The sequence below is a fragment of the Mesorhizobium sp. CO1-1-7 genome, assembly GCF_020164885.1.
Taxonomy (GTDB): domain Bacteria; phylum Pseudomonadota; class Alphaproteobacteria; order Rhizobiales; family Rhizobiaceae; genus Mesorhizobium; species Mesorhizobium australicum.
In genome coordinates, this window is sequence record NZ_JAIUHA010000008.1 from 162,889 (window position 1) to 187,526 (window position 24,638).

General features: G+C 63.6%; 22 protein-coding genes. 5 read left to right on the forward strand and 17 right to left on the reverse strand.

Annotated features, from left to right (window positions below; genetic code table 11):
- From ptsP to LB516_RS19055, 5 genes are read right to left on the reverse strand one after another with little or no spacing between them, the layout of a single operon-like run.
- Positions 1–1,986: a phosphoenolpyruvate--protein phosphotransferase gene (gene ptsP / locus LB516_RS19035; protein WP_224720183.1), complete on the reverse strand. Its 1,986-nt coding sequence runs from the start codon at positions 1,984–1,986 to the stop codon at positions 1–3.
- Between the two features lie 56 nt (positions 1,987–2,042).
- On the reverse strand, positions 2,043–2,423 hold the full coding sequence (locus LB516_RS19040) for a PTS glucitol/sorbitol transporter subunit IIA (protein WP_140662903.1): 381 nt from the start codon (positions 2,421–2,423) through the stop codon (positions 2,043–2,045).
- A 26-nt stretch (positions 2,424–2,449) separates the two neighbouring features.
- Positions 2,450–3,448: a PTS glucitol/sorbitol transporter subunit IIB gene (locus LB516_RS19045; RefSeq protein ID WP_015315469.1), complete on the reverse strand. Its 999-nt coding sequence runs from the start codon at positions 3,446–3,448 to the stop codon at positions 2,450–2,452.
- Positions 3,449–3,464: 16 nt separating this feature from the next.
- Entirely contained in the window at positions 3,465–4,232 is a 768-nt protein-coding gene (locus tag LB516_RS19050) for a PTS glucitol/sorbitol transporter subunit IIC (RefSeq protein WP_015315468.1), read from the reverse strand.
- Between the two features lie 53 nt (positions 4,233–4,285).
- Positions 4,286–4,723, reverse strand: a complete 438-nt coding sequence (locus LB516_RS19055; RefSeq protein WP_015315467.1) for a transcriptional regulator GutM — start codon at positions 4,721–4,723, stop codon at positions 4,286–4,288.
- Positions 4,724–4,915: 192 nt separating this feature from the next.
- On the opposite strand from LB516_RS19055, the gene LB516_RS19060 reads away from it, so the two are divergent.
- Positions 4,916–5,557 carry a hypothetical protein gene (locus LB516_RS19060; protein ID WP_140616780.1) on the forward strand — a complete coding sequence of 214 codons (642 nt, stop codon included), beginning with the start codon at positions 4,916–4,918 and terminating at the stop codon, positions 5,555–5,557.
- Between the two features lie 108 nt (positions 5,558–5,665).
- Positions 5,666–6,340 carry an HAD family hydrolase gene (locus LB516_RS19065; RefSeq protein WP_140712791.1) on the forward strand — a complete coding sequence of 225 codons (675 nt, stop codon included), beginning with the start codon at positions 5,666–5,668 and terminating at the stop codon, positions 6,338–6,340.
- A gap of 10 nt (positions 6,341–6,350) precedes the next feature.
- Here LB516_RS19065 and LB516_RS19070 read toward each other — a convergent pair whose 3' ends face one another.
- From LB516_RS19070 to LB516_RS19095, 6 genes are all read right to left on the reverse strand, one after another.
- Complete coding sequence (locus tag LB516_RS19070) at positions 6,351–7,484, reverse strand: DUF930 domain-containing protein (protein WP_224720184.1); 1,134 nt, start codon at positions 7,482–7,484, stop codon at positions 6,351–6,353.
- 108 nt (positions 7,485–7,592) lie between these two features.
- Positions 7,593–8,348 (reverse strand): 5'/3'-nucleotidase SurE, encoded by a 756-nt coding sequence (locus LB516_RS19075; protein WP_224720185.1) that lies wholly within the window; start codon positions 8,346–8,348, stop codon positions 7,593–7,595.
- Positions 8,345–9,511: an MBL fold metallo-hydrolase gene (locus LB516_RS19080; protein WP_140720386.1), complete on the reverse strand. Its 1,167-nt coding sequence runs from the start codon at positions 9,509–9,511 to the stop codon at positions 8,345–8,347. Before LB516_RS19080 ends, LB516_RS19075 begins: the two co-directional genes overlap by 4 nt.
- A complete protein-coding gene (locus LB516_RS19085; RefSeq protein ID WP_140874912.1) occupies positions 9,511–10,590 on the reverse strand; it encodes an ABC transporter ATP-binding protein in 1,080 nt (359 codons plus the stop codon). Before LB516_RS19085 ends, LB516_RS19080 begins: the two co-directional genes overlap by 1 nt.
- Entirely contained in the window at positions 10,578–12,281 is a 1,704-nt protein-coding gene (locus tag LB516_RS19090) for an ABC transporter permease (RefSeq protein WP_140720166.1), read from the reverse strand. Before LB516_RS19090 ends, LB516_RS19085 begins: the two co-directional genes overlap by 13 nt.
- Positions 12,282–12,373: 92 nt before the next feature.
- Positions 12,374–13,360 (reverse strand): ABC transporter substrate-binding protein, encoded by a 987-nt coding sequence (locus LB516_RS19095; protein WP_015315459.1) that lies wholly within the window; start codon positions 13,358–13,360, stop codon positions 12,374–12,376.
- A 260-nt stretch (positions 13,361–13,620) separates the two neighbouring features.
- On the opposite strand from LB516_RS19095, the gene LB516_RS19100 reads away from it, so the two are divergent.
- Positions 13,621–14,592 (forward strand): sugar-binding transcriptional regulator, encoded by a 972-nt coding sequence (locus LB516_RS19100; protein ID WP_140720164.1) that lies wholly within the window; start codon positions 13,621–13,623, stop codon positions 14,590–14,592.
- 11 nt (positions 14,593–14,603) lie between these two features.
- Here LB516_RS19100 and LB516_RS19105 read toward each other — a convergent pair whose 3' ends face one another.
- The 5 genes from LB516_RS19105 to LB516_RS19125 all read right to left on the reverse strand — a co-directional run bounded on the left by LB516_RS19105 (position 14,604) and on the right by LB516_RS19125 (position 19,847).
- On the reverse strand, positions 14,604–14,972 hold the full coding sequence (locus LB516_RS19105; RefSeq protein ID WP_015315457.1) for a hypothetical protein: 369 nt from the start codon (positions 14,970–14,972) through the stop codon (positions 14,604–14,606).
- 110 nt (positions 14,973–15,082) lie between these two features.
- On the reverse strand, positions 15,083–16,486 hold the full coding sequence (locus tag LB516_RS19110) for a pyruvate dehydrogenase complex dihydrolipoamide acetyltransferase (protein ID WP_224720186.1): 1,404 nt from the start codon (positions 16,484–16,486) through the stop codon (positions 15,083–15,085).
- A gap of 3 nt (positions 16,487–16,489) precedes the next feature.
- Positions 16,490–17,488: an alpha-ketoacid dehydrogenase subunit beta gene (locus LB516_RS19115; RefSeq protein ID WP_015315455.1), complete on the reverse strand. Its 999-nt coding sequence runs from the start codon at positions 17,486–17,488 to the stop codon at positions 16,490–16,492.
- The gene (locus tag LB516_RS19120; protein WP_140616772.1) at positions 17,488–18,516 is read right to left on the reverse strand and encodes a thiamine pyrophosphate-dependent dehydrogenase E1 component subunit alpha; all 1,029 of its coding nucleotides are present in this window, start codon (positions 18,514–18,516) and stop codon (positions 17,488–17,490) included. The genes LB516_RS19115 and LB516_RS19120 overlap by 1 nt, the downstream gene beginning before the upstream one ends.
- Positions 18,517–18,518: 2 nt before the next feature.
- A complete protein-coding gene (locus LB516_RS19125; protein WP_015315453.1) occupies positions 18,519–19,847 on the reverse strand; it encodes an NAD(P)H-dependent oxidoreductase in 1,329 nt (442 codons plus the stop codon).
- Positions 19,848–20,130: 283 nt separating this feature from the next.
- Here LB516_RS19125 and LB516_RS19130 point away from each other — a divergent pair, with 283 nt between their 5' ends.
- A complete protein-coding gene (locus tag LB516_RS19130; RefSeq protein WP_224591452.1) occupies positions 20,131–21,186 on the forward strand; it encodes a phosphopantetheine-binding protein in 1,056 nt (351 codons plus the stop codon).
- Positions 21,183–22,655 (forward strand): class I adenylate-forming enzyme family protein, encoded by a 1,473-nt coding sequence (locus LB516_RS19135; RefSeq protein WP_224720187.1) that lies wholly within the window; start codon positions 21,183–21,185, stop codon positions 22,653–22,655. The genes LB516_RS19130 and LB516_RS19135 overlap by 4 nt, the downstream gene beginning before the upstream one ends.
- On the opposite strand, the gene LB516_RS19140 is transcribed toward LB516_RS19135, so the two are convergent.
- The gene (locus LB516_RS19140) at positions 22,652–24,625 is read right to left on the reverse strand and encodes a tripartite tricarboxylate transporter permease (RefSeq protein ID WP_224720188.1); all 1,974 of its coding nucleotides are present in this window, start codon (positions 24,623–24,625) and stop codon (positions 22,652–22,654) included. The two genes, LB516_RS19135 and LB516_RS19140, sit on opposite strands and share 4 nt — an antisense overlap.
- Positions 24,626–24,638: the final 13 nt, after the last annotated feature.

Below are 24,638 nucleotides of genomic sequence, written 5' to 3' on the forward strand. Positions count from 1 at the left end.
CTACTCCCCGGCTGCCATCGCCGTGATCGTCTTCTTGGCGCGCTGGATCGAGGCCGGGCTCATCGACAGCTCGGTCAGGCCCATCTCCAGGAAGGCCGGAATGAGATCCGGCCGGCCCGCCGCTTCGCCGCACATGCCGACCATGATGCCGGCGGCGACGCCGGCCTTGGCCGTCAGCCCGATCGCCGACATGACCGCCGGATTGGTGACGTCGTTGAGCTTCGCAACGGTCGGGTTGAGCCGATCGGCCGCCATGATGTACTGGGTCAGGTCGTTGGTGCCGATCGAGAAGAAAGCCACTTCCTTGGCCAGTGCCGGGGCGATCAGCACGGCGGCCGGGGTTTCGATCATCACGCCGAGATCGAACGTCGCATGCGGCACGCCTTCGGCCTTGAGTTCGGCGGCGCATTCGGCGACAAGAACGCGCGTCTGCCGCACCTCGCCAAGATCGGAGACCATCGGCAGCATCACCTTGATGTTGCCGTGCACGGCCGCCCTCAGCAGCGCCCTGAGCTGGCGCTTGAAGATATCGGGCCGGTCGAGGCACATGCGGATGCCGCGCCAACCGAGGAAGGGGTTCTCCTCGTCGGGGAACTCGATGCCGGCGATCGGCTTGTCGCCGCCGATGTCGAGCGTGCGCACGATGACCGGATAGGGTGCGAAGGCCTTGGCCAGCGCCGCATAGGTCTCGGCCTGCATGTCCTCCGACGGAAGGTGCATATGGCGCATGAACAGGAGCTCGGTGCGGAACAGGCCGACACCCATGGCGCCGGCCTCTTGCGCTGCCTCGATCTCTTCCAGCGAGCCGATATTGGCCGCGACCTCGATGACCCTGCCGTCCGCCAGCTTCGGCGTCACCGTCTTGAAAGCCGCAAGGCCGGCACGCTCCTTCGCCGCCGCTTGGACACGACCGGCGAAATCGGCGCGCGTCGCCGCATCGGGGTCGATGATCACCTGGCCGCTGTTGCCGTCGAGCGCCACCTCTTGTGCCGTGCGCAAGAGGTGGATCCGGTCGCCAAGGCCGAGCACCGCCGGAATGCCATGCGAGCGGGCGATGATGGCGATGTGCGAGGTGGCGCCGCCATGGCCGCACACCACGCCGCCGATGCGTTTCAGCGGCGCCCGCGCCAGATCCCAGGCCCCGATATCATCGGCGATCAGGATCGCACCTTGCGGGATGTTTTCGAGACTGACGTCGTCCTGGCCAAGCAGCACCAGGCTGATCTGCCGTCCGACCGCATGGACATCGTCCGCCCGCGCATTGAGATAATGATCGTCGACGGCGCTGAAATCGGCGGCGATGGTGGAGGCGGCGGTAATCGTGGCCGAGACCGCGTCGTTGCCGCCCTTGATTGCCTTCTCGGCCTCGCCGGTCAGGCTGTCGTCGGCGGCGATATCTCTCAGCGCCGCGACGATGCCGCGGTCACCGGCCGACAGACCATCCTGTGCCAAAGCCCGGTCCATGCGGGCCTGGACGGCGGCGACGGCGGCGCGAAACCTGTCGATCTCGCCGGCGATCTCATCGGCCTGCAGCATGCGGCCCTGCCCGGCGATGTCAGGCGGGAAATGTGCAAAAGCCGGCCCGATGGCGACGCCCTCGCTTGCGGCGACACCGCGCAAACCACTGCTTGCTTCGCCTGATGCAGATGGCGCGGACCGGGGCGCTGCCGCAGGCGCCGCTTCCTTGCCCTGGTCATTGGCTGGAGCGTGGGAGTCTTCGTCGTCGAGACCCGCCTTTGGGTTCTCGAGATAGCCGATCAGAGCCTCGATCGCCTCGATGGCGTCGGCGCCGTTCGCCCGCACAGTGACTTCCTGGTTTTCCTTGACCGCCAGCAGCATCAGCTTGACCGAGCTCTTGGCACTGACCGCCTTGCCGTCCTTGACCAGTTCGACGTCGGATTCGAAAGCCTTGGCGAGCTTGACGAAGCGCGTGGCGGGACGGGCGTGCAAACCTTCATGCACTCTGACGATGGTCGAGCGTTCCATGGCAAATACTCTGCTTTTTTGGGCGCCAAAGCCAGACTGGCTGGGCGCGAATGCTTTCAGGCGGCGATGGTGATGATCGCGCCTGTCTTCAGCGCAGCCACGAGGGCTTGCGTATCGACCTGCGATGCGCAGATCTCGCCCGGCCTTTCGGCCTCGCTGGCGCCGTTGAACGAGATGACGACGTGGCCCATCTCGAGCACCTTGCTCCAGGCGCTGGAGCCGACGGCGGTTATGACAGCCGAAACCGGGCCAAGGGTGATCGACGCGCCCTTTTCAGGCGCGCCGTCGCTAGGTCCGATCTCGGCCTTGTGGAGCACCGAGACCTCGGCAAGCTCCGGTGGCGAGCCATCCGCGAACAGGATGACCACGCCGCCCTCGGCGAGGTCCGCCACTTCGGGTCCTATTGCCGTGACCCGTGTCTTGAGAAGAACCGACATATGGCGAACCTCGTTATTTCTGCTGTTTAGAACACGATCAGGGAGACGACCCAGGCGATCAGCACCGAGACCGGACCCATGATTTGGCGGCTGATGAGCACCGCCGGCACGCCGATTTCGATGGTTTTCGGCTTGGCTTCACCCAGTGCGAGGCCGACGGGAACGAAGTCGCAGCCCACCTGGGTGTTGTAGGCAAACAGAGCCGGCAGCGCCATCGCCGGAGAGATCGTGCCGTTGGCAATCTGCGGGCCGATGATGGCGACGCCGATAACCTGCGCGATAACAGCGCCTGGCCCCAGGATGGGCGACAGGAACGGCAGGCCGCAAATAGCCGAGATGATCAGCAGGCCGACGATATTGTTGGCCAGCGGACCCATCGGCTGCGCCAGCACGTCACCGACGCCGGTATACAGGATCAGACCGATGAGCATGGTCACGAAGGCCATGAACGGCAGCACGTTGCGGATGACCTGGTCGATGGTGCGGCGGCCGGCGTTGAAGAAGATGCCGACGACACGCCCCATGACGCGGCCGATCGTGCTGATGAAACCGATCAGGCCACCCTCGCTGGGCAGCGCCGTCGGCGTCGCTGTGTTGTTGGTCGAACCCATCGATGCTGCTCCCCCTGCAGTCGTGACCGCCTCGGACCCGTCCGCCATTGTGACGTCGGCCGGCTTGACGCCCGAAACATAGATATCCTCGGTGATGAACTGGGCGAGCGGCCCGGACTGTCCGACCGGCGTCAGGTTGACGGTCGGGATACGCTTGCGCGGATAGACGCCGCATCGTGCGGTGCCGCCGCAGTCGACGACGACAACCGCCATTTCGCTTTCGATCGGCGGCGCCTTGAAGCCGTCGACGGCTTCAGCGCCGGTCATATCGGCGATGAGCTGCGCCACCGGATGAATGCCGCCACCGGTGACGGAAACAACCTTGCTGCGCTGTTCGGTCGGCTCGATCACAAGCGGACCGCCCCACCCTGTTTTGCCCCGGGTGATCCGTACGGCTTTGTATGTCTTGGCCATGATGTCCTCCCCGCCCTTACAGCTCGACGCCCTGGCGGCGTGCCATGATGGCGGTGATGCGCTCGGTCAGCATGCCCTTGAGCAGGATGACGACGAGGCCGACGATGGCGTACCAGATGGCAACCTTGACATGGTAGCCGGCGGCGATGACGCCGCGCTTCTCGAGATCGAGCAAGGCCACGAGCATGCCTCCCCAGACGAAATATTCGCCAGGGTTGATGTGCGGAAAGAGGCCGAGCGGCGGATGCACGTAGGACACGGCCGCGTCATAGAAGGCCGGCTTGTGCTTTTCTTCCAGGAACGAGCCGAAGGTGTAAGCCATCGGGTTGGTGAGGAAGAACACCGCCAGCAGCGGCAGCACGGTGTAGCGGGTCAGCGCGATGCGGCCAGCGCCACGCGCCAGACCGTGGACCCGCTCTTCGCCGACCAGTTCGGTGACGGCGTAAAAGGCGGTCATCAGCACCACAAGCGTCGGGATGATGCCGGTGACAAAGCCGGCGAAAACCTCGCCGCCCTTCTGGAAAATGCCGATGAAGTACTTGCCGATGGCAGTCAGCCAGCCAAGCTGCTCTTCCTGCTGCACGTTTTTCAGCTGCTCCTTCAGCTGATCGGCGGTGACCGGCCCGCTGTCGGTCTGCGCCTGCGCCAGGACCACGAGATGATCGGAAGCATGCTCGACGGCGAGCCTGCCATGCAATGCAGCATCCGAGACCATGGCACCCGCGACATGCAAATTGTGCACGGCCATGTCGGCATGCTGCGCCAACAACGAAAATACAGACATTTCTCCTCCTTATGCCGGCCCGCCGGTTGATCCCAGTCGGCGCACGGCCTCCTCTATGCCCTTGCTACATTCAAGCCGGCCAAACCCGGCTTCTTTCCCGGCTCCGACCGTGCTTTGTCGATCTGTTCGATCGCCCGCTTCACGGCCTCGGCCACACCGGGTTCCCCCTCTCCCATGATCGCAGGGTTGGACCGGAGTCGATCGAGGGGAACGCCCTCGAATTCTTCATGTCGTTTGAATTTGGTGAACACGGAACGGCCGCTCATCACCATCATGCGGCGCACGATCAAGTCGGGCGTAACCACGACCAGCGCGATCGTTCCCTTGGCAAATCGGCCGCGAAAATTGCCGGCTCCGACGAAGCCGTCCTTGTACTGGTCGGTGACGCCCCGGAAGACATCCGAATAGTGCCGCATCTGCAGCCAGACGCCGAGCGACTGCAACGCCCACACAATAACCAGCAGAAGCAGTCCCCACTGCCAAATCGCCATTCGGTTCTCCTCCCGAAGCCTCAGTCGAGGCGCACCTTGGACCGGCGCACGACAACAGCAAAGTGAGAACATTTGTTTCCGCGAATGTCAATATGTATGATATTGACCTCAACCACGGTCATCCACAGGGCCGCCGCGCGATTACGGCGGGGGCACGACTGTGCTAACCTGTGGGGAAACGGGATACAGGAAATGGAACTGCCCTTCAGGGATGAACTGGCCCTCATGCCCGACCTGCGCCACCGGCTGCGGCAGTTGCGCTGGTTTCGCGCCACCTTCCGCGGCAGCGCCAAGGTGGTCTCGGACACATTCGGCGTACGCTTCGAAATCGACGAGGCGAAGCTGACCCGGGCTTTTCTCGACTGGGTCGAGGTCATGGAAGCGCAGAAGCGCTTTGCCGCGATCGACCGCGCCGATTTCATCGTCTTTGCCGCCGGCCTCGTGCTGCGCGAACTGATAAAACAGGCGCCGGCAAGGGAAATCTCCGGCCTCACCCAGCTCATCGAAACGGATCAGAATGCCGGCACGCTGGACATCATCCGTTTCTGGCCGGAAGGCTTTCTCTACACCAACTACTGTGTCTCGGTGATTTCGGCGATCTACGAGCAGGAGTTTGGCTCGGCGCCCAGTATCGACAAATGCGCCGACGACCTGCGCACCTGGTGGTCCTATCGCGAGAACGTCACCGAAATGCCGGCCTATGCCGTGGCTTTCCTCGACCGCTTCCTGGGGGCGGAACCGAACTGGATCACGCCCGATCGCGCACAGTCGCGGCAGGCCATGCAGCGGGCGCTGGGGTCCTCCCGCGCCAGCGACGTCTTGCGCCAGCTTTGAATTGGCCTCTATTACCCCCTATCCACGAGGCCGAGCGCGCCCGCTATTGAACATTTGACTTTTTGTCGATAGCGATGTGCGAATTCTGACAGAGGCCGGGAGAAACGCGTGGCGCCGTCAAGACTGATCATTTTCGATTGCGACGGCGTTCTCGTCGACAGCGAGCCGCTGGCCGCCAAGGCCTATGAACGTGTCTACGATAAGCATGGCATGCCGGGCGTTCACGGCGGCATCATCGCCCAGTGCGTCGGCATGAAACAGGCCGACATCATCGTCAGGATCAAGGAGTTGACCGGCCATCAGTTTCCCGCGTCGGCCGACGGCGATATTTGGGCCGAGACCAAGGTGCTTTTCACCGAAGAGTTGAAGCCAACGCCTGGAATAGGCTCGTTTCTGGAAACGCTTGCCGGCGACCGCTGCGTTGCCTCCTCATCCTCCATCGAGCGTATAAACCACAGCCTGGCGGTGACCGGACTGGCACGCTTCTTCGGCGATGCGATCTACAGTTCTTCGATGGTCAAGAACGGCAAGCCGGCGCCGGACATCTTCCTTTTCGCGGCTGCCAGGATGGGCGCCAAACCAGCCGACTGCATCGTCATCGAGGACTCGCCTTTCGGCATCCAGGGCGCGGTTGCCGCCGGCATGACGGCGATCGGCTATACCGGCGGCGGTCATACTTATGCCGAGCATGCCGCACGGCTGACGGCGGCCGGCGCCGATTTCGTCTGCGCCGACTGGCAAGAAGTTAGCCGGCAATTGGCTGGACTTGGTGTGCCAGCCTAAGTGGCAGAGGCTAAAGTGGATGGTTTGGCGGCCATTCGCTGCGTGGAATCTCGGATCCGACACGGAAGCCGAACGACAGGACCCTGGTCGCATCGGCATCCACCTCGCATCGGAAGCTCAGTTGGTACCATGTGGTTGTCGTGCTGAAGGCCGCCTCGGGGCGGTCGAGAACATTGCCGGCTTTCAGCGGAATTGTCGGCAGCCATTTGGGAGAATAGTCGGCACCCTGCAGCTCCTGGTCCAGCACGTTGGCGCAAAGGGTCGCAACGCGCTGACTACGAGGTACGCCGCTCATGGAACTCGTGGCCAACGCGTCGCCGGTAGCGCCCTGCGAGTAGAGCTTCCGAACCCCCGGAAGACCGGAATACATCGGTGATCCAGCACCTGCGTCGTTCGTGGAATTTGAGGCGGTGGCTTTTCCGGCCCGGGACTTCAGGGCCTTTTCGGACTTGAACTTCATCGTCTTGACGACTTTGGCCTTGGGCTTTTCGGCCGCGGCCCCGGTCTTGGCGTCGCTCTCGGCTGGCGACGGCTTTGGCTCTACGGCTGCTTGCTGATCGGAAGCTTTTGGCGCAGCTTGCTGTTTATCAGCGTCTTCCGTGACCTGCTTTTCCTCGCTCGGCGTGGGCTTGGTGACGGTCGGCTCGATTCGCGGATTCTCATCGGCTTTGCTCGCATCCGGCCGCTGCTCCGCGTTTGCCGTCGCTGCAGGCTTGTTCTCGGCGGACTTGGGCACGACCGGAGGCTTCGAGGCCTCATCCTTTGCAGGCGACGGCGCATTGTCCTTGGCCGCCCCCCCATCCAGGGATTTCTTCGGTCCGGTATCTTTGTCGCCATACTGAAAAACGCGCTTCAAAGCGGTGTCATCAGGTTGTTTGCGCGGCTGTTCGGGTGGCTTTTCAACCTTCTGCTCTGGGGGCTTATCAGCCTTCGGTTCCGGCGGTTTCTCGGCTTTGAGAGGCTGCGGTTTTGGCTTGTCGGGCGGAGGCACGAGCGCGACGCTTATCGGTTGCTCCTGCTGCGGCTCTTGAGAGGCTTTTGACAGGCCGTAGATGAAGAACGATGCGACAAGCGCATGCAGGACCAGCGATGCGGCCAAGGCCCACAGCAGATTCCGGCGCCATTCGCGTGTCTCATCCTTCATCTCTTCCGATGTGGAATGAAATAGCGGCGGCTTCAAGCATAAGCACCGGATTGACGCCATTTAGCCGCTGACAGCTTGGTGATCTGGGGATGCCGCGCGGGAGATCGGCTAGCTTTGCCGCCAGCGTGGGATTCCGTCCAGAAATCCGTCGTCCAGCCGCGTTTCCCCAAACCAGTTCAGCCGGTTGATGGTGACGAAACCCGCATCGATCGCGGCGTTTTCATCCCCCAGTTCGCTTGCATGGGCCCGGCCACGCGGCACCGTAATGATCGTGCGATCCCCGTCGGTTTCCACCACCTCGGCCGTGCGGCCGATCTTGTCGCGGCCGATGCGCGGCTGGCAAATTTCGGCCGGCAGCGCGGTCGGCAGGTTGACGCTCAGCCAATGGCCCTCTGTCGCCCAATCGGCGCGCGATTGCCAGAGCGAGGCGATCAGCCTGCCAAGCCATTCGTCGTCGGCAGCGCCGAAGTCAGGATTTTTCACGCGCGAAAAGCCGATCGCCGGTACGCCCCAGAAACTCGCTTCGCGGGCAATACCCAGCGTGCCGGAATAGGCGATATCCTCGGCGACGTTGCGGCCGTCATTGATGCCCGACAATACGAGGTCAGGCTTCGGTTCATCAGCGAATAGCCACGTCATGGCGCTCACCACGCAATCGGCTGGCGTGCCCGAGCACGAATACCAGTTCGGCTTGACGCGCCGCATCGTCAGCGGCCTGGCGATGGTCAGCGACGAGCCGGCGGCGGTGCGCTTGCCGTCCGGCGCGACCACCCAGACATCGTCGCTCAACCCGAGGGCGGCATTGACCAGACGGGCAAGACCCGGCGCTTCGATGCCGTCATCGTTGCAGATCAGGATTCTCATGATGCGCTTCCTTGCCCCACCGTGATGCGTTGCCCCGTACGGCATTGCGTGAGCAAGGACGGAATATGGCTTTTCAACTCGCCAAGAAGATCGGGCGCGCAGGAATGGCCCAGCGCCCTGGGGCGTCCCGCCTTCTCCCAGATGCCGACATTGCCCGACAGTGTCGGGTGGGTGGGCATGCGTATCCAGTCCGCCCGGCCGGCCTTGTGCATGAGATCGGCCGGAGAGCCCAAAGGCAGATGCCCGGTGAGCAACACCGGAAACCCGGCATCGTCGGCGCGAGGCAAAAGGCGCGACGACGGGCCAGCCTCGCCCATGCCGTCATCGGCCAGCAATGGCAGTAATGGCAGCGGGTCGGCATCGCTCCAGTCGGCCGCGTTCCGCAGGCGGGCAAGCAAAAGCTCGGAAATGCCCGGCAACAGGGACGCGGTCGCGCCGATCTGCGCTTCCAGCGACGAACGCATGCCGGCATGGACGGCGAACGACCCCGGCAAGGCCGCGATCAGTTCCAGCGATCGGCCAGACAGCGGCGTCGGCAAGAGGCATCCCTGCGGATGCCGCGCCACCCATTCGGAAATTTCCTGCGCCCGGGCAGCCCCCGGCACGGGATCCGCCCCGTAGGAGGCATCGAAGACCAGGAGATCGCAGTGCGGGATCGTGTCCATGACAAACACATTGCTGTCAGGCACCACATCGGCTGAATAGGCGATGCGGCTTGTCCCGTCGTCGACGGTGAACCAGACACCGCCGACGACATGACCGGACCGCCCGGTCCTGACCGTGAAATTGCCGCTTGTCAGTGTGTCGCCCGGTTCGAAGAGTTCGATGCGGTTTTCAGGCAAGGGAAATCGCCTGAAATCCTCCGGCTCGGCATAGGCGGCAAGCGTGGCCGGCGCCTCGGCACGGGTCTCCGCCGTCATGAAGATCGGGCCGCTATAGCCGCGCGACAACAGCCAGCTCAGCGCGCCGACATGATCCTCATGGGCATGCGAAACAAAAACAGCATCGATGTCGTCGCTCGACCCGTTGAGCGCTGGGTAGTATTCCGCCCCTGAAGCGCCGACCTTGATGCCGACATCGAGCAGGATGCGATCGTCGCCGCTGTTGACGGCGAGGCTGGTGCGGCCCTTTTCTCCGAAGCCGCCGGCAAGGTCCAGTATCATCACGAGGCTGTCCCCGCCGCCGGGATCAGCCAGCCGGATTTTATGCGCAGGCGCGCTTGCGCCCCGTTCTCCAGCACAACCGGATCGGGTTGCTCGAAATGCAAGGTGAGGTCGGGACCAGCGGTCGGCGCGAATTCAATCCGCGCCGCGCCGCCCTGGTAGATCGCCCGCTTGACGAGACCATCGAAGCCCGAGGCATCGGCCGAAAGCTCGATATCGGCGGGGCGGCAGCAGATCTTGGCGCCGGCGCGCGGCCGCTCGCCAGGCCGGCAACGGACCACCAGCTCGGTTCCGAGAACCCGGACCTTGCAATGGCCGTTGTCCTCGCTGGCCAACACGTCCGCCGGAAGCAGAATGCCTTGCGAAATGAAGGAGGCCACCATCTCATTTGCCGGCTTATGATAGAGTTCACGCGGGGTGGCGAGCTGCGCCAAGCGTCCATGGTCCATCACCGCGATGCGGTCGGCCAGCGCCATCGCCTCGGCCTGGTCATGGGTTATGTAGACGATGGTCGTGCCGGTGCGCTTGTGGAAGGCGGCGAACTCGTCCTCCATCGAGGCCCTGAGATGGACGTCGAGATTGGCGAGTGGCTCGTCGAACAGCACCAGCGAAGGTGTCGCCACCAGGCAACGCGCCAAGGCCACCCGCTGGCGCTGGCCGCCGGAAAGATTGGCGGGCCGGCGCTCGCCCAGACCCTGAAGATTGACAAGGGCAAGCGCGTCTTCCACTTTTTGGCGCGCAACCGCTTTGTCGAGCTTGGCCACCTTCAGCGCATAGCCGATATTCTCGGCGACGCTCATATGCGGCCACAGCGCGTAATTCTGGAAGACGATGCCGACGCGCCGCTTTTCCGGCGCGACGCTGCCGCCGCTGTTCGACACGACATCGCTGCCGATGCGGATTTCGCCCGAGGTCACCTTTTCGAAACCGGCGACCAGCCGCAGCAATGTCGTCTTGCCACAGCCGGAGGGGCCGAGCACCGCCAGAAATTCGCCGTCAGCGACATCGATCGAAACGTCCTTGACCGCATCGAACTCGGCGAAGCTCTTGGTCACATGGTCCAGGGTCAATCGCGCCATGGCAGAACTCCGCTCGGAAGATGAGGGGCAAGCAGGTTGGTCACCAGCATCAGCACGAAGGTGACCGCGACCGTGATGACCGACATCGCCGCCGCGTAGTTGGAATCGCCGCCCTGCTCGAAGGAAAACATGACAACGCCGATGGTCTCCGAGCCCGACGACCACAGCAGCGCCGAGACGGTGAGCTCGCTGAGGGCCGTCATGAAGATCAGCAGGCCGCCGGCGATCGCCGCCGGCGCGACCAGCGGAAAGACGATGGTGCGCATGCGCGTGAACAGGCCGGCGCCCGCCACCTGTGCAGCTTCTTCGAGTGCCCGGTCGATCTGGTGATAGCCGCTGATGGTCGGCCGCAAGGCCAGCACCAGGAAGCGGGCGAGGTAGGCATAGAGGATGATCCAGACGGTGTTGTAGAGCTGGACGCCGGTCAGCGGGATAGGGCGCAGGAACAAGAGCAGCGAGGCGATCGCCAGCACCACGCCAGGCAAGGCGTAGGGCAGTTCGACTGAAAGATTGAGCAGCCGCACCCAGCGCTGCTTGCCCCAAGCGATGAGATAGCCGATCGGCACGGCGACGAGGACCGCGAAGAAGGCGGCAGCGATCGACAGCCAGAAACTGTTGAAGAAGGCGCGGCTGGCGGCATCATGCTCGAACAGCACGAAACGGTAATTGTCGAGCGTCGCCGTCTTGGCGGTGAGCGCGATGCCGTAGCCCGGCACCAGCGACGTCAGCACCAGCCCGAACAGCGGCAGGACCAGCACCAGCACGATGAGCAGCCACATGCCGGCCTGGACGACCGGCCGCCAGCGGCCCAGTTCATAAGGTTCGGCCAGCAGCGACGTCGAGGAGATGCGGTAGTCGCGGCGGCGGCTCATCACCTCTTGGGCAAGAATGCCGGCCATGGCGATGATGCCGATCAGCACCGACAGGAACGCGGTCTCGCCGAGTACCGCCGGGCCCCCGCCGGCCAGCTTCTGATAGATGAGCGTCGGCAGCACCAGGTAGTTGGCGGGGATGCCGAGAAAGGCCGGAATGCCGAAATTGCCGACGCAGGAGACGAAGGCAAGCGCGGCCGCCGCCATGATCGACGGCGTCATCAAGGGCAGCACGATGGTGATCAGCACGGTGAACCAATTCGCACCGCCGGCGCGCGCCGCCTCGACCAGTTCGCGCGGCAGCTTGCGCAGGCCTGCACGCACCAGCAGGAAGACCAGCGGCCCGTATTGGACGCCAAGCAGCAGGATGATGCCCGAGGTCGAGTAGAGCGGGTTTTTCGTGCCGAGCGGCGGCGCCGCTCCGAAAAGCTTGAGGAATGGGCTGGCAGGGCCGAACAGTTGCAGCCAGGCCAGCGCCGTCACCTGCGGCGCGATCATCAGCGGCATGACGTAGCAGAGCACCAGGGCGCTTCGGCCGCGTATGTCGGTCAGCGATACAAGCACGGCCACCAACGTTCCCGACAGCACCGCCAGAAGAGTGCCGCCGATGCCGACGACCAGCGTATGCCATGTCGCGATCCAGGTTGCCGGGCTTCTCAGCCCGGCCTCCACGGCCACCGTCGACAAGACACCGCCGGGTGCCACGATCTCCTTGACGAGGCGCAGCATGGGCAGCAGCGAAAGCAGGACGATGACGACGGCCACCACCGCCGTCAGGACCATTTCCTGGCCCCGGCTCTCCCTGATACGTGTCGGCATGATTGCGTTTCCTGGGATCGGTCAGCGGGGCGGCCGGGCTCACCGGAACTGACGAGATGCCGTCGAGACGGCATCTCGCGGGGATCGACGGCTCAGCCGCCGAACAGGTCCTGGAACTTCGCCTTGTCGGCGTCGGTCTCGGCGACGATCGCCTTGGTGTCGAACGGCATCACCTTGACCTTGACGCCTTCCGGCAGCCAGTCGGGACGACCGACCGAGGCGCGTGCCGGCAGGTAACCCATCGACAGCGCCAGCTTCTGGCCTTCATCGGACAGAATGAAGTCGACGAATTTTTTCGCGCCGTCGACGTTCTTGGCGGTCTTCATGATGGCCACCGGTTCGGTCACGGCGGGCACGCCCTCCGAGGGGAACACGAATTCGACGGGCGAACCCTTCTTCTTGGCGTTCATCGCCATGAAATCGACGAGGATGCCATAGGGCTTCTCGCCCGACGCCACCGACTTCAGCACCGCGCCATTGCCGCGCACGCTGACGGTGTTGTTGGTCTTCAGCTTCTGGAAGAAATCCCAGCCATAATTGCTGTCGCCGGCGAAGCCCGAAAGCAGGTAGGCGGCGGCACCGGAATAGAGCGGGCTCGGCATGACCAAGCCATCGGCATAGGCCGGCTTGGCGAGGTCCGCCCAATGCTGCGGCTTTTCGGCGGCAGCGGTGTTGTAGACGATGCCGGTAGTGATCAGCTTGCTGCCGAAATAAGTCTTGTCGGCGTCATAGGCATCCGCCTCGATGCCGTCGAGCTTGGCCTCGGGATAGGCCAGCAGCCGGTCGTCCTTCTTCAGCAGTTCCATCGACACCGCGTCGGCGATCAGCAGCACGTCGGGCTGCGGGCTGCCTGCGGCGAACTCGGCCGCCATCTTGGTCAGGATGTCGCTGGTTCCGGAGCGATAGATGGTGACGTCGATGCCGGGCTGTGCCTTCTTGAAGGCATCCACGGTCTTGGCTGCGTCTGCCTCGGGCTGGGATGTGTAGAGCGTCAGTGTTTCGGCATTTGCCACGCCGGCAAACAAAGTTGCCGCGAGCGCCAGCTGACTGGCCAGCAGCTGGATGAATAGCGTCTTCATGAGACCTCCTGTCTTGTCTGTGCATGACCGGTCTGGCCCCTGGCCAGCACCCCGTCTCTTCCTCCCTGCACGGCGCATATGACTGGTGGATGACACAGCGCGTGAAACCAACAAAATATGTTCATATGTACGATGTCAATTACAAATGATCACAGCTGTGCGATAATCGGCCTGCCGCGAACCCGGCATCCGATTGACGTAAGAGCGGCCTTGCCCGGATGAGGACAACCGTCGGCCATGACACATGAGGGACGACATCCATGCCCACGCAAAAGCCCGCACCGGCTCGCCTGCCGATGGTCTCGTCGGACCTCAGCGTCAAGACGGCATGGCTCTATTATGTCGAGGGCTTCACGCAGGAGCAGATCGCCGACAAGCTCGATGTCTCCAGGGTGAAGGTCATGCGTACGCTGGCCGCCTGTACCGCCGAGGGCATCGTCGTTACCATGATCAACGCGCCGACAGCCGAACAGGTGGCGCTTGAGCGGGAACTGGAAAAACGCTGGGGCCTCAACGCCGCCGTCGTCATCCCGACACCTTCGGTTCACGACCATCTGGAGAAGGCCATCGGCCACGCCGTGGCGGCCTATCTCGGCGAGCAGATGCAGGATGGCATGACGCTGGCGATCGGCGGTGGCGCCACGCTGCACGCCAGCCTGGGTTTCCTCGCCCGCCGGCACTTGAAGCGCGCCTCGGTGGTGGCGCTTGTCGGCAGCCTGCCGCATTCGCAATGGATCAACCCGTCGATCGTGGCCGCCAAGGTCGCCGATGTGTTCGAGGTGGACAGCTATCAGATCACGGCGCCGGTGATGGTGGACGACCCCTCGCTGCGCGATCTCCTGTGGGCGCAGCCGACGCTGCAGGATGTGCGCCGGCGCGCCGCGGCGGCCGACATCGCATTGCTCACCGTCGGCGACATGTCGCCCGATGCCACCATCTTCCGGCATGGCATCGTGCCGTCATCGCTGATTACACCCTTGAAGGCAAAAGGCGCGGTCGCCAACATGCTATGCTATTTCGTCGATGCCGCCGGCAGGCTCGTCGATCACGAAGTCAACCGGCGCGTCATGGCGATCGACCTCGATGTTGTCGCCCATGTGCCGAATGTCGTGCTGGCCGCCGGCGGAAAGCGCAAGGTGGCGGCAATCCTCGCCGCGCTCAAGGCTGTCAACACCAATGTGCTGATCACCGACAGCGACACCGCTATGGCGCTGCTGGCCAAGGCCGGCTGAGATGCCTGGGTTTAAATCAACCCGCGCTCGCGCAAAAAATCCTCGACGCCGACATGGGTCATGGATTCGAATTCGGCGATCGCTTCGGCCACGCGTCTGCGCTGCCCCGCCAGCAGGGTGAACACCTGCTTCATCTCGCCCGAAACGCCAAAACGGCTCCAGCGCTCGGCGATATGCGCGGGCAGGCCGATATCACTGCAGAACGCATCGAGGCTGTCATAACCGAGGCTGACGACAAGCTGCCTTGTCTCTTCCGCCGACATGCGTGGCTCGAAAGCATGATCGTGCAGGCGCTGCGCCACCAGCTTGATGTCGGAAGGCGACGCGCCCATGACCCTGCCGAACAAGGTTTTGACGTCAGACGGGTCGAATGCAGGCATGTTGGCCTCCCTTGGTCGCGATCACCAGAGAACATGGGTCAAGGTTCGGTGCCTGACAAGTCGTTTCATCATAAGCCGGCGCATCATTGGCGCCGGCTTACGGCAGGAGCTTAGACCAGCATGCCCATCGGATTCTCGATCAGCTTCTTGAAGGCGACCAGCAGTTCGGCCCCCAGCGCGCCATCAACCGCACGATGGTCAGTCGACAGCGTCACCGACATCACGGTGGCGATCTTGATCTCGCCGTTCCTGACCACCGCCCGCTCCTCGCCGGCGCCGACCGCCAGGATCGTCGCATGCGGCGGGTTGATGACGGCGGCAAAGTCCTTGATGCCGAACATGCCGAGATTGGAAACGGCCGTCGTGCCGCCTTGATATTCTTCCGGCTTCAGCTTGCGGCTGCGGGCGCGGCTGGCCAGGTCCTTCATCTCGTTGGAGATGACCGACAGCGTCTTTTCATCGGCATGCCGGATGATCGGCGTGATCAGGCCACCGGGGATCGAAACGGCGACGCCGACATCGGCATGCCTGTGCTTGACCATGGCGCTCTCGGTCCATGAGGCATTGGCATCCGGCACCGCCTTCAAGGCCATCGCCATCGCCTTGATCACCATGTCGTTGACCGACAGCTTGTAGACGGGCGCCTCACCCTTGTCGGTCTTTTTCACCGGTGCCGCGGCATTGAGCTGAGTGCGTAAAGCCAGCAGCGCGTCGAGTTCGCAGTCGAGCGTCAGATAGAAATGCGGGATGGTGGTTTTTGCTTCGACCAGGCGCCGCGCGATGGTCTTGCGCATATTGTCGTGCGGAACGAGTTCGTAGGAGCCTTCCTCGAACAGTTTCATCACGTCCCCTTCTCCCTTGAGGGGAGGGTGGCCGGCCGAAGGCCGGTCGGGTGGGGTCGCTTCGACGGGGCTCGGCGCAAAAGCGGTGCCTCCTGAGGCGACCCCCTCCGTCCGCTTCGCGGACACCTCCCCCTCGAGGGGGGAGGAGAGTACCGCATCGATATCCGCCTTTACGACGCGGCCATGTGGGCCTGTGCCTGATATGCCGGAGAGATTCAGTCCTGCTTCACGAGCCAATCGACGCGCCAAGGGTGTAGCGCGGGTTTTCCCCTCCCCCTCGAGGGGAGGGTGGCCGGCCAAACGCCGGTCGGGTGGGGTCGGTTCGACCGGACTCAGCGCGAGGGCGGTGCCTTCTGAGGCAACCCCCTCTGTCGACTTCGTCGACATCTCCCCCTCAAGGGGTGAGATTGGCGCCTTGTCCTTATAAGCCTCGCCGTCAGCATAAATCCAAGCCACCGCCGATCCGACCGCGATATCGACTCCTTCCTTGCCGGTCACGTCGCGCAACACACCGCTGGCCGGGGCGTCGATCTCCATCGCGGCCTTGTCGGTCTCGATCTCGAACAGCACGTCGCCCTTCTTGACCGTGGCGCCTTCCTCGGCGAACCAGCGCGAAATCTGTCCGGTCGCCATATCCATGTCGACCTTGGGAAGAATGACTTCGGTCGGCATGGATCAGCGAACCCCTTTGACGAGGTCGCGCGCGGCGGTGACGATGTCTGGAACCTGCGGCACCGTCGCTTTTTCCAGCTCCGGATTGTAGGGGATCGGCGTTTCCGCACCGCCCAGCCGCACGATCGGCGCATCGAGATAGTCGAACGCCTCGCTTTCGGCGATCATGGCGCTGACCTCGGCGCCGATGCCCAGCGTCTTGACCGCTTCATAGACGCATATCAGCCGCGAGGTCTTCTTGACGCTGTCGATAACGGTCTGCTTGTCCATCGGCCGGATGGTCCGGAGGTCCACGACTTCGACGTCGATGCCTTCGGCCTCCAGCGCGGCAGCGGCGTCGAGCGCCTTCTGCACCATGATCGAGGTGGCGACGATGGTGAGATCACGGCCCTCGCGGCGGATATCTGCCTTGCCGATCGGCACGGTGTAATAGCCTTCGGGCACCGGGCCCTTCATCTTGTAGAGTAGCTTGTGCTCGAAGATCATCACCGGATCGGGATCGGCGACCGCAGCCAGAAGCATGCCCTTGGCATCATGGGGCGTCGCCGGCTGGATAACCTTCAGGCCCGGCACGTGGCCAAGCCAAGCTTCCAGGCTCTGGCTGTGCTGCGCGGCGGCACCGGTACCGGAGCCGGCGGGAAAGCGCATCACGACGGGCACCGAAACCTCGCCGCCCAGCATGAAGCGCATCTTGGCAGCCTGGTTGACGATCTGCTCCATCGCCAGCGTGGCGAAATCGGAGAACTGGAATTCGAAGATCGGCCGCATGCCGGTCAGCGCGGCGCCGACAGCGACCCCCGCACCGCCCAGTTCGGAAATCGGCGTGTCCAGCACCCGGTCCGCGCCGTAACGATCGACGAGGTCGCCGGTCACCTGGAAGGCGCCGCCATAGACGCCGATGTCCTCGCCCATCAGGAAGACGCGCTCGTCCATGTCCATGGCGATCGCCATGGCTTCCTGGATCGCCTGGGCGTAGCTCAGTTCACGCACCATCGCGTCCATCACGCCTGCTCCGTATACACGTAATTGCCGGTCTCGCTGACGTCAGGCGACGGGCTCGCCTTGGCGAACTCGATGCCGTCGGCGATCTCCCGCGCCACCACCTCGCGGATGGCTTCGATGCCCTTGTCGTCGATGAATCCGAATTCCCGCAATTCGTTCTCGAACAGCGTGATCGGATCGCGGTTCGACATCCAGTCCTCTATTTCTTCCTTGGTCCGGTAGCGGTTGCGGTCGCTCTTGGAATGGCCGCGATGGCGATAGGTCTTGGACTCGATCAGCGTCGGCCCCTCACCCGCCCGTGCCCGCTCGACCGCCTTGTACGAAGCCTCGGCGACCTCGGAGAAGATGTTGCCGTTGACGATGACGCCCGGCATCGAATAGGCGGCGGCGCGGTCGGCGATGTTCTTGACCGCGGTGGACCGGGCAGTCGACGTCGACATGCCGTAGCCATTGTTCTCGCAGACGAAAATAACGGGCAGTTTCCAGACCGCCGCCATGTTGAGCGCCTCGTGGAAGGCGCCTTCATTGTTGGCTCCGTCGCCGAAGAAGGAGACGACAACCTTGCCGGTCTTCATCATCTTGGCGGAGAGCGCGGCGCCGACGGCGATCGGAATGCCGCCGCCGACAATGCCATTGGCGCCGAGATTTCCCTTGGCGACATCGGCGATGTGCATCGAACCGCCGCGGCCCTTGCAATAGCCGGTGGTCTTGCCGAAGAATTCCGCGAACATGCGCTTCACCTCGGCGCCCTTGGCGATGCAGTGGCCGTGGCCGCGATGGGTCGAGGTGATCTGGTCGTCCTCGCCAAGCGGCATGCAGATGCCCATGGCGCTCGCCTCCTGGCCGATCGACAGATGCATGGTGCCGTGGATGAGGCCGCGCGTGTAGCTTTCTTCCGCGCCCTCCTCGAAGCGGCGGATCAGGTACATCTTGTAGAGCACCTGCTTCAGCTGCTCGGCGCTGTACTGGCGATAGACGAAGGGCAGGTTGGCGCGGCTGTCCGCGACGGCTTTGCTGGCTCCGGCCATGGTTACGCCTCCACGGTTCCGTAGACGAGCTTGTCCTGACGGGCGCGCAGTTCGGCGATCTTGGAGCCCGCTGCCGGGGCGGCATTGGCGTAGGTGATGAGCTCACCCTTCTTGATCGGCGCCGTAACCGACCCGCCCTGCAGCAGGCCGCAGGGAATGGCCCTCGCGGCATGCGCTTCCGGTGCAGTCATGATCCAGGCGCGGTAGCAATATTCGCCGATCGCATCGAGCTTCTCGCCGGGCTGCATGTCCTTCTTGGCCACGGCGGCCACTTCAGCTACCGGCTTGGCCAGCGGCACCATGTCGGCCTTGCCGTAGAGCACGACGCGGGCGCAGGTCAGCGGCACTTCGAGCGAGGTCAGGTGATAGGGACGATGGAACGTGAAGTACGGGCCCTTGCCCATCTTCAAATCTTCCATGCGCTCCGAAATGCGCGGATGCGACATGTCGGCGACGACGAAGACACCGGGCGCGACACCCTTGCCGATCGAATAGTCGACGACACCGACCCTCGACAGCACGCCGCCATCCTTCTGCGGCACCAGCACCTTGTTCAATTCGCCGAGCGTCGCGGCCGGGCCATGCATGCCGGCCTTGTCGGGCACCAGCCCGGTGGCGTTGGCGATCGCCGCCATCTCGACCATGGTCTTCGAGCCGTCGACGAACTCCACCAGCATGCGCACATTCATGTGCCGGCGCCTGGCCTCCTCCTCATAGGCGGGCGGCGTGGCGTCGATGTTGAGCGGGTTGTTCTTGCCCTTGCCGGCGGCGACGATCGGGTGGCCCATGGCCGAAACGAATTCGATCAGCTCCATGCAGGAGGAGGGTTCGTCGCCGGCGCCCAGCGAATAGGTGACGCCGAGCCGATCGGCTTCGCTCTTGAGATAGGCGCCGATGGTGACGTCGGCCTCGACATTCATCATCACCAGATGCTTGCCATGCTCCATGGCGCGCAAGCCGATTTCGGCGCCGACGGCGGGAACGCCGGTGGCATCGATGACGACGTCGATAAGATCGTTGTTGATGACCAGGCTGGCGTCGTTGGTCACCGCCACCTTGCCGGCTTCCATGGCGGCCGTCATCGCCGAGGCGTTCGATACCTCGCGCGCATGGCCGGTTTCCTGGAAGGCGATATCCACCGCCTTGCTGGCGGCGGGCAGGTTCAGCTCGGAGATCGCGCCGATCTCTATGCCCGACATATGGGCGACGCGGGTGACGATGTCGGTTCCCATTTCGCCCGAGCCGATCAGCCCGATCCGGATCGGCTTGCCCGATTTGCCGCGTTCCTCGAGATCGCGGGCAAGGCCCGTCAACGAAACATTGGACGCCATACCGCTCATTCCTCCCATAATGCAGGCTTGTTCAATTGCCTGACGGGTATTGAACATCTGTATTTCTGTCAAGACTAATGTCCAAATCTGCGTGCTTTTGCAACACTTACACAACTGGACAAAAGGCCGTTGCGGAGCCGGCAAGTCGCGACTTTCCGCGTTGCCGTGGCGAGACAAGCACGCCAGCGGCGGCTCGACGCGCGGCGCACAGGACACTTGTTAGGGGCTCTCACCCTGCGTAAAAGCGTTAGCAGTGAACATCCGTCGGTTAGGGGCTTTTCCGATGAACGTCCTACAACGGGTTAGACCTGTGCCACCGCCGGGCGATGGACCGGCCCATGCGATTGCCGGCATCTTCGCCGCGGAATTGAAGGTGCCGGCCGTCGGCTTCGACGACAATTTCTTCGATCTCGGCGGCGATTCGCTGATGGCGGAGACTCTAGTGCTTGCCGTGCAGAAGCGGTTCGGCGTGAGATTGCAGACTTCCGTCCTGCTCGAAGCGCAGACACCGCGGGAATTCGGCCGTTTGATCGCATCGCTGGTGCCGGAGCATCCGGCCCGTGAGCTGATCGTGCCGGTGTCCGGCAGCGTCGGCCAGGAGCCGATCGCGATGATCCACGGCATCACCGGCTCGGCTTTGTTCGCCAATCGCTTCAGCAGGCGTCTGAAAGAGAAGTACGCGATCATGGCGGTGCGCGGCATGGGCACGGAACCCGGCGAGACGCCCTATTCCACCATGGCCGAAATTGGCACCAACTATTTTGAAGCCTTCACCTCGGTAACAGGCAGGCACCCCGAAGTCATCGGCGGCATATGCGTGGGTGGCCTGCTCGCGATCGAGGTCGGCCGGCTGAGCCATGAGGCGACGGGCAAGCGGCCGGCGATCGTGCTCATCGATCCGCCGTCGCCAGGTTCCGCCTGGCTGAAGCCGATGCCCGACGATCGCCTCACGGAGAGGAGGCGGCGCGATATCGTGCGCAAGGTGGTCTACTGGCGCCTGTTGCGGGACACGCTGAAGGCGGTCGGTCTCGGACAGACACGCCTGGGGCGCCATCTGCGCAAGAAGGCATACAAGAGCGCGCTGCTGCAGGCCGCAGCCGGTTTTGTGCCCTCGTCCTACCCCTGCGACATCCTCATCCTCGCCAGTTCCGAATGGGGAGCCACTACCGTGAAGGACTACAAGGGCTGGGCGTCTAACGAGGCCAGCGTGAAAACGGTCGTCATGCCGGGTACGCACAACAAATTCCGCAAGGCCAACATGGACGCGATCGACGCGGAGATCTTGACGTTCCTCTCCGCCCGAAGCGAGGCCCCACGCGAAAACCCGCATCGTCAATGAGTTTTGGTTGGCAGATACTGGAGGCCTTCGCTGCCCATGGCGACAAGGTCGCGATGGTCAGCGGCCGGTCTGATATCACCTATTCCCAGGCCCTGACGCAGAGCGGACATCTTGCAGCCAATTTCGGCGCATCGGGCATCCGACCGGGCGACCGCGTCGGCCTCGCCATGCTCGACAACATCGACGTGATCCTTTCGATCCTCGCCTGCTGGAAAATCGGCGCGACCCCTGTTGTCGTCGACTTTCGAACGCCCAGGAGTCAGCGAGCCAGGCAGGCCCGCGACTTCGATCTGAGAATGGTTTTTGAAAGCCGCGCCATGCCGGGCGATGAGGTCTATCCGAACGCCCTTTTCGAGGCTGGCTGGAAATCGGCTTCGGCGCCGGGATCCGACATCCGCCCCCCGGCGAGCGATGCCGCCCCGGCCTTTTTGATCTTTTCGTCCGGCACGACGGGCGATCCAAAGGCCTACACCCAGTCGCATGAGGCACTCGCCAGGCGCATCGCGGCGCGCCGCGGCGTGGTGGAGGGAACCGCCAAACGATTCCTGACGCCGATGGCCCTGTCATACTCGGCAATGCGTCACCAGGTCTTCGGCTATCTGCTTTACGGGGGAATCGTTCGGTTCTTTCCTCCCTTGTTCACCCCCTCGGAGCTCATCGAGGCGCTGCTCTCGTTCCAGGCAAGCGGCACGGTGCTGGCGCCATCAGTCATTGCCCGGATGGTCAAGGAGGTGGGCGAACGCGCAACCCACCTGCTTCCCCAACTTTCCGTTCTCTACAGCGTAGGCGGACCGGCCAGAGGCGAAGACAAGATCGCTGCCTACCGCTATCTGTCATCTGGATACCGGATAAGCTACTCATCGAGCCTTACCGGCATCATATCCTCGCTATGGGGTAAGGATATTCTGGCAAAGCCCGAAAGCGCAGGCCGTCCGGTCGCCGGCGCACAGGTCGAAATCCTCGGTGCCGATGGCCGCGTGTTGCCGCAAGGTGAGCGCGGGCTGATCAAGGCATGGACGCCGACCATGGCATCCGCGGTCCTGATGCCCGGCAACCGCCTGTTCGTCGATCCGCAGATCATGAGCTCCGACTGGGGCATCCCCGGTGATATCGGATTTCTGGACGCCGACGGATTTATCACGATCGTCGATCGGGAGGCCGATATGATCGTTCGCGGCGGCGTCAGTGTCGCGCCGCAGGAGCTTGAAAAACTGATCCGCACCCATGCCAAGGTGCAGGACGTCGCCGTGGCCGGCTTTCCAGATGAGACCATGGGGCAGGAAATCGCCGCCTTCATCGTCTCCGACCGCGGAACCGTCGAGGAATTCCAGGCTTTCATGCGCACCAACATCGCGCCCGACCGGCGGCCGCGCGAGATCAGGCTGGTCGCCTCGTTGCCTTACAGCGGCAACGGCAAGCTGCTACGCCGCCAACTGGTCGAAACGCTGGCGCCGCATAAGGGTTCTTAGAAAATTCCGCTAATGCCTGTGAGCCACGGAGTCGGCCAGGGCTGGGATGCCAGCATGTCGAAGACCGAATAGACGAAGGCCGTCGCGGCGGCAGCGATCACCAGGGATGACCGCCTCGACTTCGTCCCAAGCACCATGATGCTGCCGGCAACGAAGATGAAGGTCGCTGCCAGGTGACCGACCAACAGGATGAGAAAGGCGAGGGCCAGACAAAGGCCGATGATTGCGAGATTGCCTTTCATGGTGGGTTCCGAAACCGGAGACCATTCGCCTGGTATCGCGGCAGGCACGGATAGGACAGGCGTGGCCCGCCTGCGCCATCGCAGCGACGCCTGCACTGTGGTCACCAGCGAAAACACCAACAGGAATCCAGCCGTGATGACCGGGAAAATGGCGGCCTCGAAGGGAAAGCCGGTCACGGCCGTCCCCAACGCCGCGAACGCCAGCAATGTCATGGTGGCGCCTGCGACAATGTCGGGCAGCGCGGGGGGCAGCGGCCCGCCGGGATTTCTGGCCCTGATCCACGACAGCGTCTGCCTGACGAGACCGACCACGGCCAGTCCAAGCAGGATGAGCACCAGCGGCTGGGCAAGCCACGACCAGCCGGAAATCTGATAGGCGAGAAAGAAATAGTTCTCGAGGCTCGGGCCGAGCACGAATCCCAATGAAAAGGCCGAGCGCGGCCAGTTGAGTTCCTTCATCGCCATGCCGACGGCGCCGACGCCGATGACCAGCGCGAAATCGAAGGCGCTCATATTGGTCTGGTATGCACCAACCACGATGAAGGTGACCACCAGCGGCACCAGGATGGCGGCCGGAACCTGCGCGACGCGCGCCAGAGGCCGGGTCAGCACAAGGCAGGTCACCGCGCCTACGATATTTGCCACGGCGATGCTGAACACCATCGACATGGTGAGCGCGGCATTCTTGCCCAGCATGTCGGGGCCGGGAACGAGCCCATGGACGACAAAGGCGCCGAGCAGGATGCTCATCGAGGCCGAACCCGGCACGCCGAAGGCGATGGTCGGGATGAGCGAGCCGCCTTCCTTGGCATTGTTGGCGCTCTCGGGCGCGATGACGCCCCTGACATTGCCTTCGCCGAATTTCGGTCCCGAGCCAGGCCGCCGTGACGCATGGCCATAGGCGATCCAGTCCAGCACCGCGATGCCGACACCGGGAACTGCGCCCAGCAGCGAACCGATGCTGCTGCATCGCAGCACCAGCGGCCACTCCCGCAGCGTGTCCCTGATGCCTTGCCACATGCCCGCATAAGTCGGTCGCTCCGCATTGCCCTGGATGGAACCTCGCAACAGGAGCGAAGCCAGCTCCGGTAGGCCGAACAGGCCGAGAAACACCAGGGCCACCGGCAGACCGTCCCAGAGATAGATTTCACCAAAGGTCCACCGATCGATGCCGGCGATCTTATCGATGCCGACAAACGAGGCGAGCATGCCGAACATGGCCGCGGCCAGCCCCTTCAGCGGCTGGCTCCCGGCCAGCATCGCGACGATGGAGAGCCCGAAGGCGCAGATGGCGAAGAAGTCCGGCGTCTTTAGATAGAGGACAAGCGGTCGCATGATGGGAATAGCCGCGGCAAGCACCAGAGCGCCAAACACGCCGCCAATCAGCGACGCCGAATAGGAGGCGCCGAAGGCGCGCGCGGCTTCGCCTTTCTTGGCCATGGCATGGCCGTCGAGCACCGTCGCCGCCGCTCCGACCGAGCCCGGAACCCCAAACAGGATGGCCGGGATCGTATCGGAGGTGGTATTGACCGATCCCATACCGAGCAGGAGCGCGAAGGCGGCATAGGCGTCCATGTTGTAGGTCATCGGGATGAGCAGGGCCATCGCGAACAGCCCGCCAACGCCCGGGACAACGCCGACGACGAGGCCGACGAAAACGCCGGTCACCAGCATCAGCATGCGAAACGGCTGGGCCATCTCGACGACGGCGGTGAGGATCAGATCCACCGTTGAGCCTCGC

Bases quoted from the DNA above. Each gene is read 5' to 3' on its own strand.
- ptsP (WP_224720183.1), bottom strand. From the start codon at position 1,986: ATGGAACGCTCGACCATCGTCAGAGTGCATGAAGGTTTGCACGCCCGT.
- LB516_RS19040 (WP_140662903.1), bottom strand. From the start codon at position 2,423: ATGTCGGTTCTTCTCAAGACACGGGTCACGGCAATAGGACCCGAAGTG.
- LB516_RS19045 (WP_015315469.1), bottom strand. From the start codon at position 3,448: ATGGCCAAGACATACAAAGCCGTACGGATCACCCGGGGCAAAACAGGG.
- LB516_RS19050 (WP_015315468.1), bottom strand. From the start codon at position 4,232: ATGTCTGTATTTTCGTTGTTGGCGCAGCATGCCGACATGGCCGTGCAC.
- LB516_RS19055 (WP_015315467.1), bottom strand. From the start codon at position 4,723: ATGGCGATTTGGCAGTGGGGACTGCTTCTGCTGGTTATTGTGTGGGCG.
- LB516_RS19060 (WP_140616780.1), top strand. From the start codon at position 4,916: ATGGAACTGCCCTTCAGGGATGAACTGGCCCTCATGCCCGACCTGCGC.
- LB516_RS19070 (WP_224720184.1), bottom strand. From the start codon at position 7,484: ATGAAGGATGAGACACGCGAATGGCGCCGGAATCTGCTGTGGGCCTTG.
- LB516_RS19075 (WP_224720185.1), bottom strand. From the start codon at position 8,348: ATGAGAATCCTGATCTGCAACGATGACGGCATCGAAGCGCCGGGTCTT.
- LB516_RS19080 (WP_140720386.1), bottom strand. From the start codon at position 9,511: ATGATACTGGACCTTGCCGGCGGCTTCGGAGAAAAGGGCCGCACCAGC.
- LB516_RS19085 (WP_140874912.1), bottom strand. From the start codon at position 10,590: ATGGCGCGATTGACCCTGGACCATGTGACCAAGAGCTTCGCCGAGTTC.
- LB516_RS19090 (WP_140720166.1), bottom strand. From the start codon at position 12,281: ATGCCGACACGTATCAGGGAGAGCCGGGGCCAGGAAATGGTCCTGACG.
- LB516_RS19095 (WP_015315459.1), bottom strand. From the start codon at position 13,360: ATGAAGACGCTATTCATCCAGCTGCTGGCCAGTCAGCTGGCGCTCGCG.
- LB516_RS19100 (WP_140720164.1), top strand. From the start codon at position 13,621: ATGCCCACGCAAAAGCCCGCACCGGCTCGCCTGCCGATGGTCTCGTCG.
- LB516_RS19105 (WP_015315457.1), bottom strand. From the start codon at position 14,972: ATGCCTGCATTCGACCCGTCTGACGTCAAAACCTTGTTCGGCAGGGTC.
- LB516_RS19110 (WP_224720186.1), bottom strand. From the start codon at position 16,486: ATGCCGACCGAAGTCATTCTTCCCAAGGTCGACATGGATATGGCGACC.
- LB516_RS19115 (WP_015315455.1), bottom strand. From the start codon at position 17,488: ATGGACGCGATGGTGCGTGAACTGAGCTACGCCCAGGCGATCCAGGAA.
- LB516_RS19120 (WP_140616772.1), bottom strand. From the start codon at position 18,516: ATGGCCGGAGCCAGCAAAGCCGTCGCGGACAGCCGCGCCAACCTGCCC.
- LB516_RS19125 (WP_015315453.1), bottom strand. From the start codon at position 19,847: ATGGCGTCCAATGTTTCGTTGACGGGCCTTGCCCGCGATCTCGAGGAA.
- LB516_RS19130 (WP_224591452.1), top strand. From the start codon at position 20,131: ATGAACGTCCTACAACGGGTTAGACCTGTGCCACCGCCGGGCGATGGA.
- LB516_RS19135 (WP_224720187.1), top strand. From the start codon at position 21,183: ATGAGTTTTGGTTGGCAGATACTGGAGGCCTTCGCTGCCCATGGCGAC.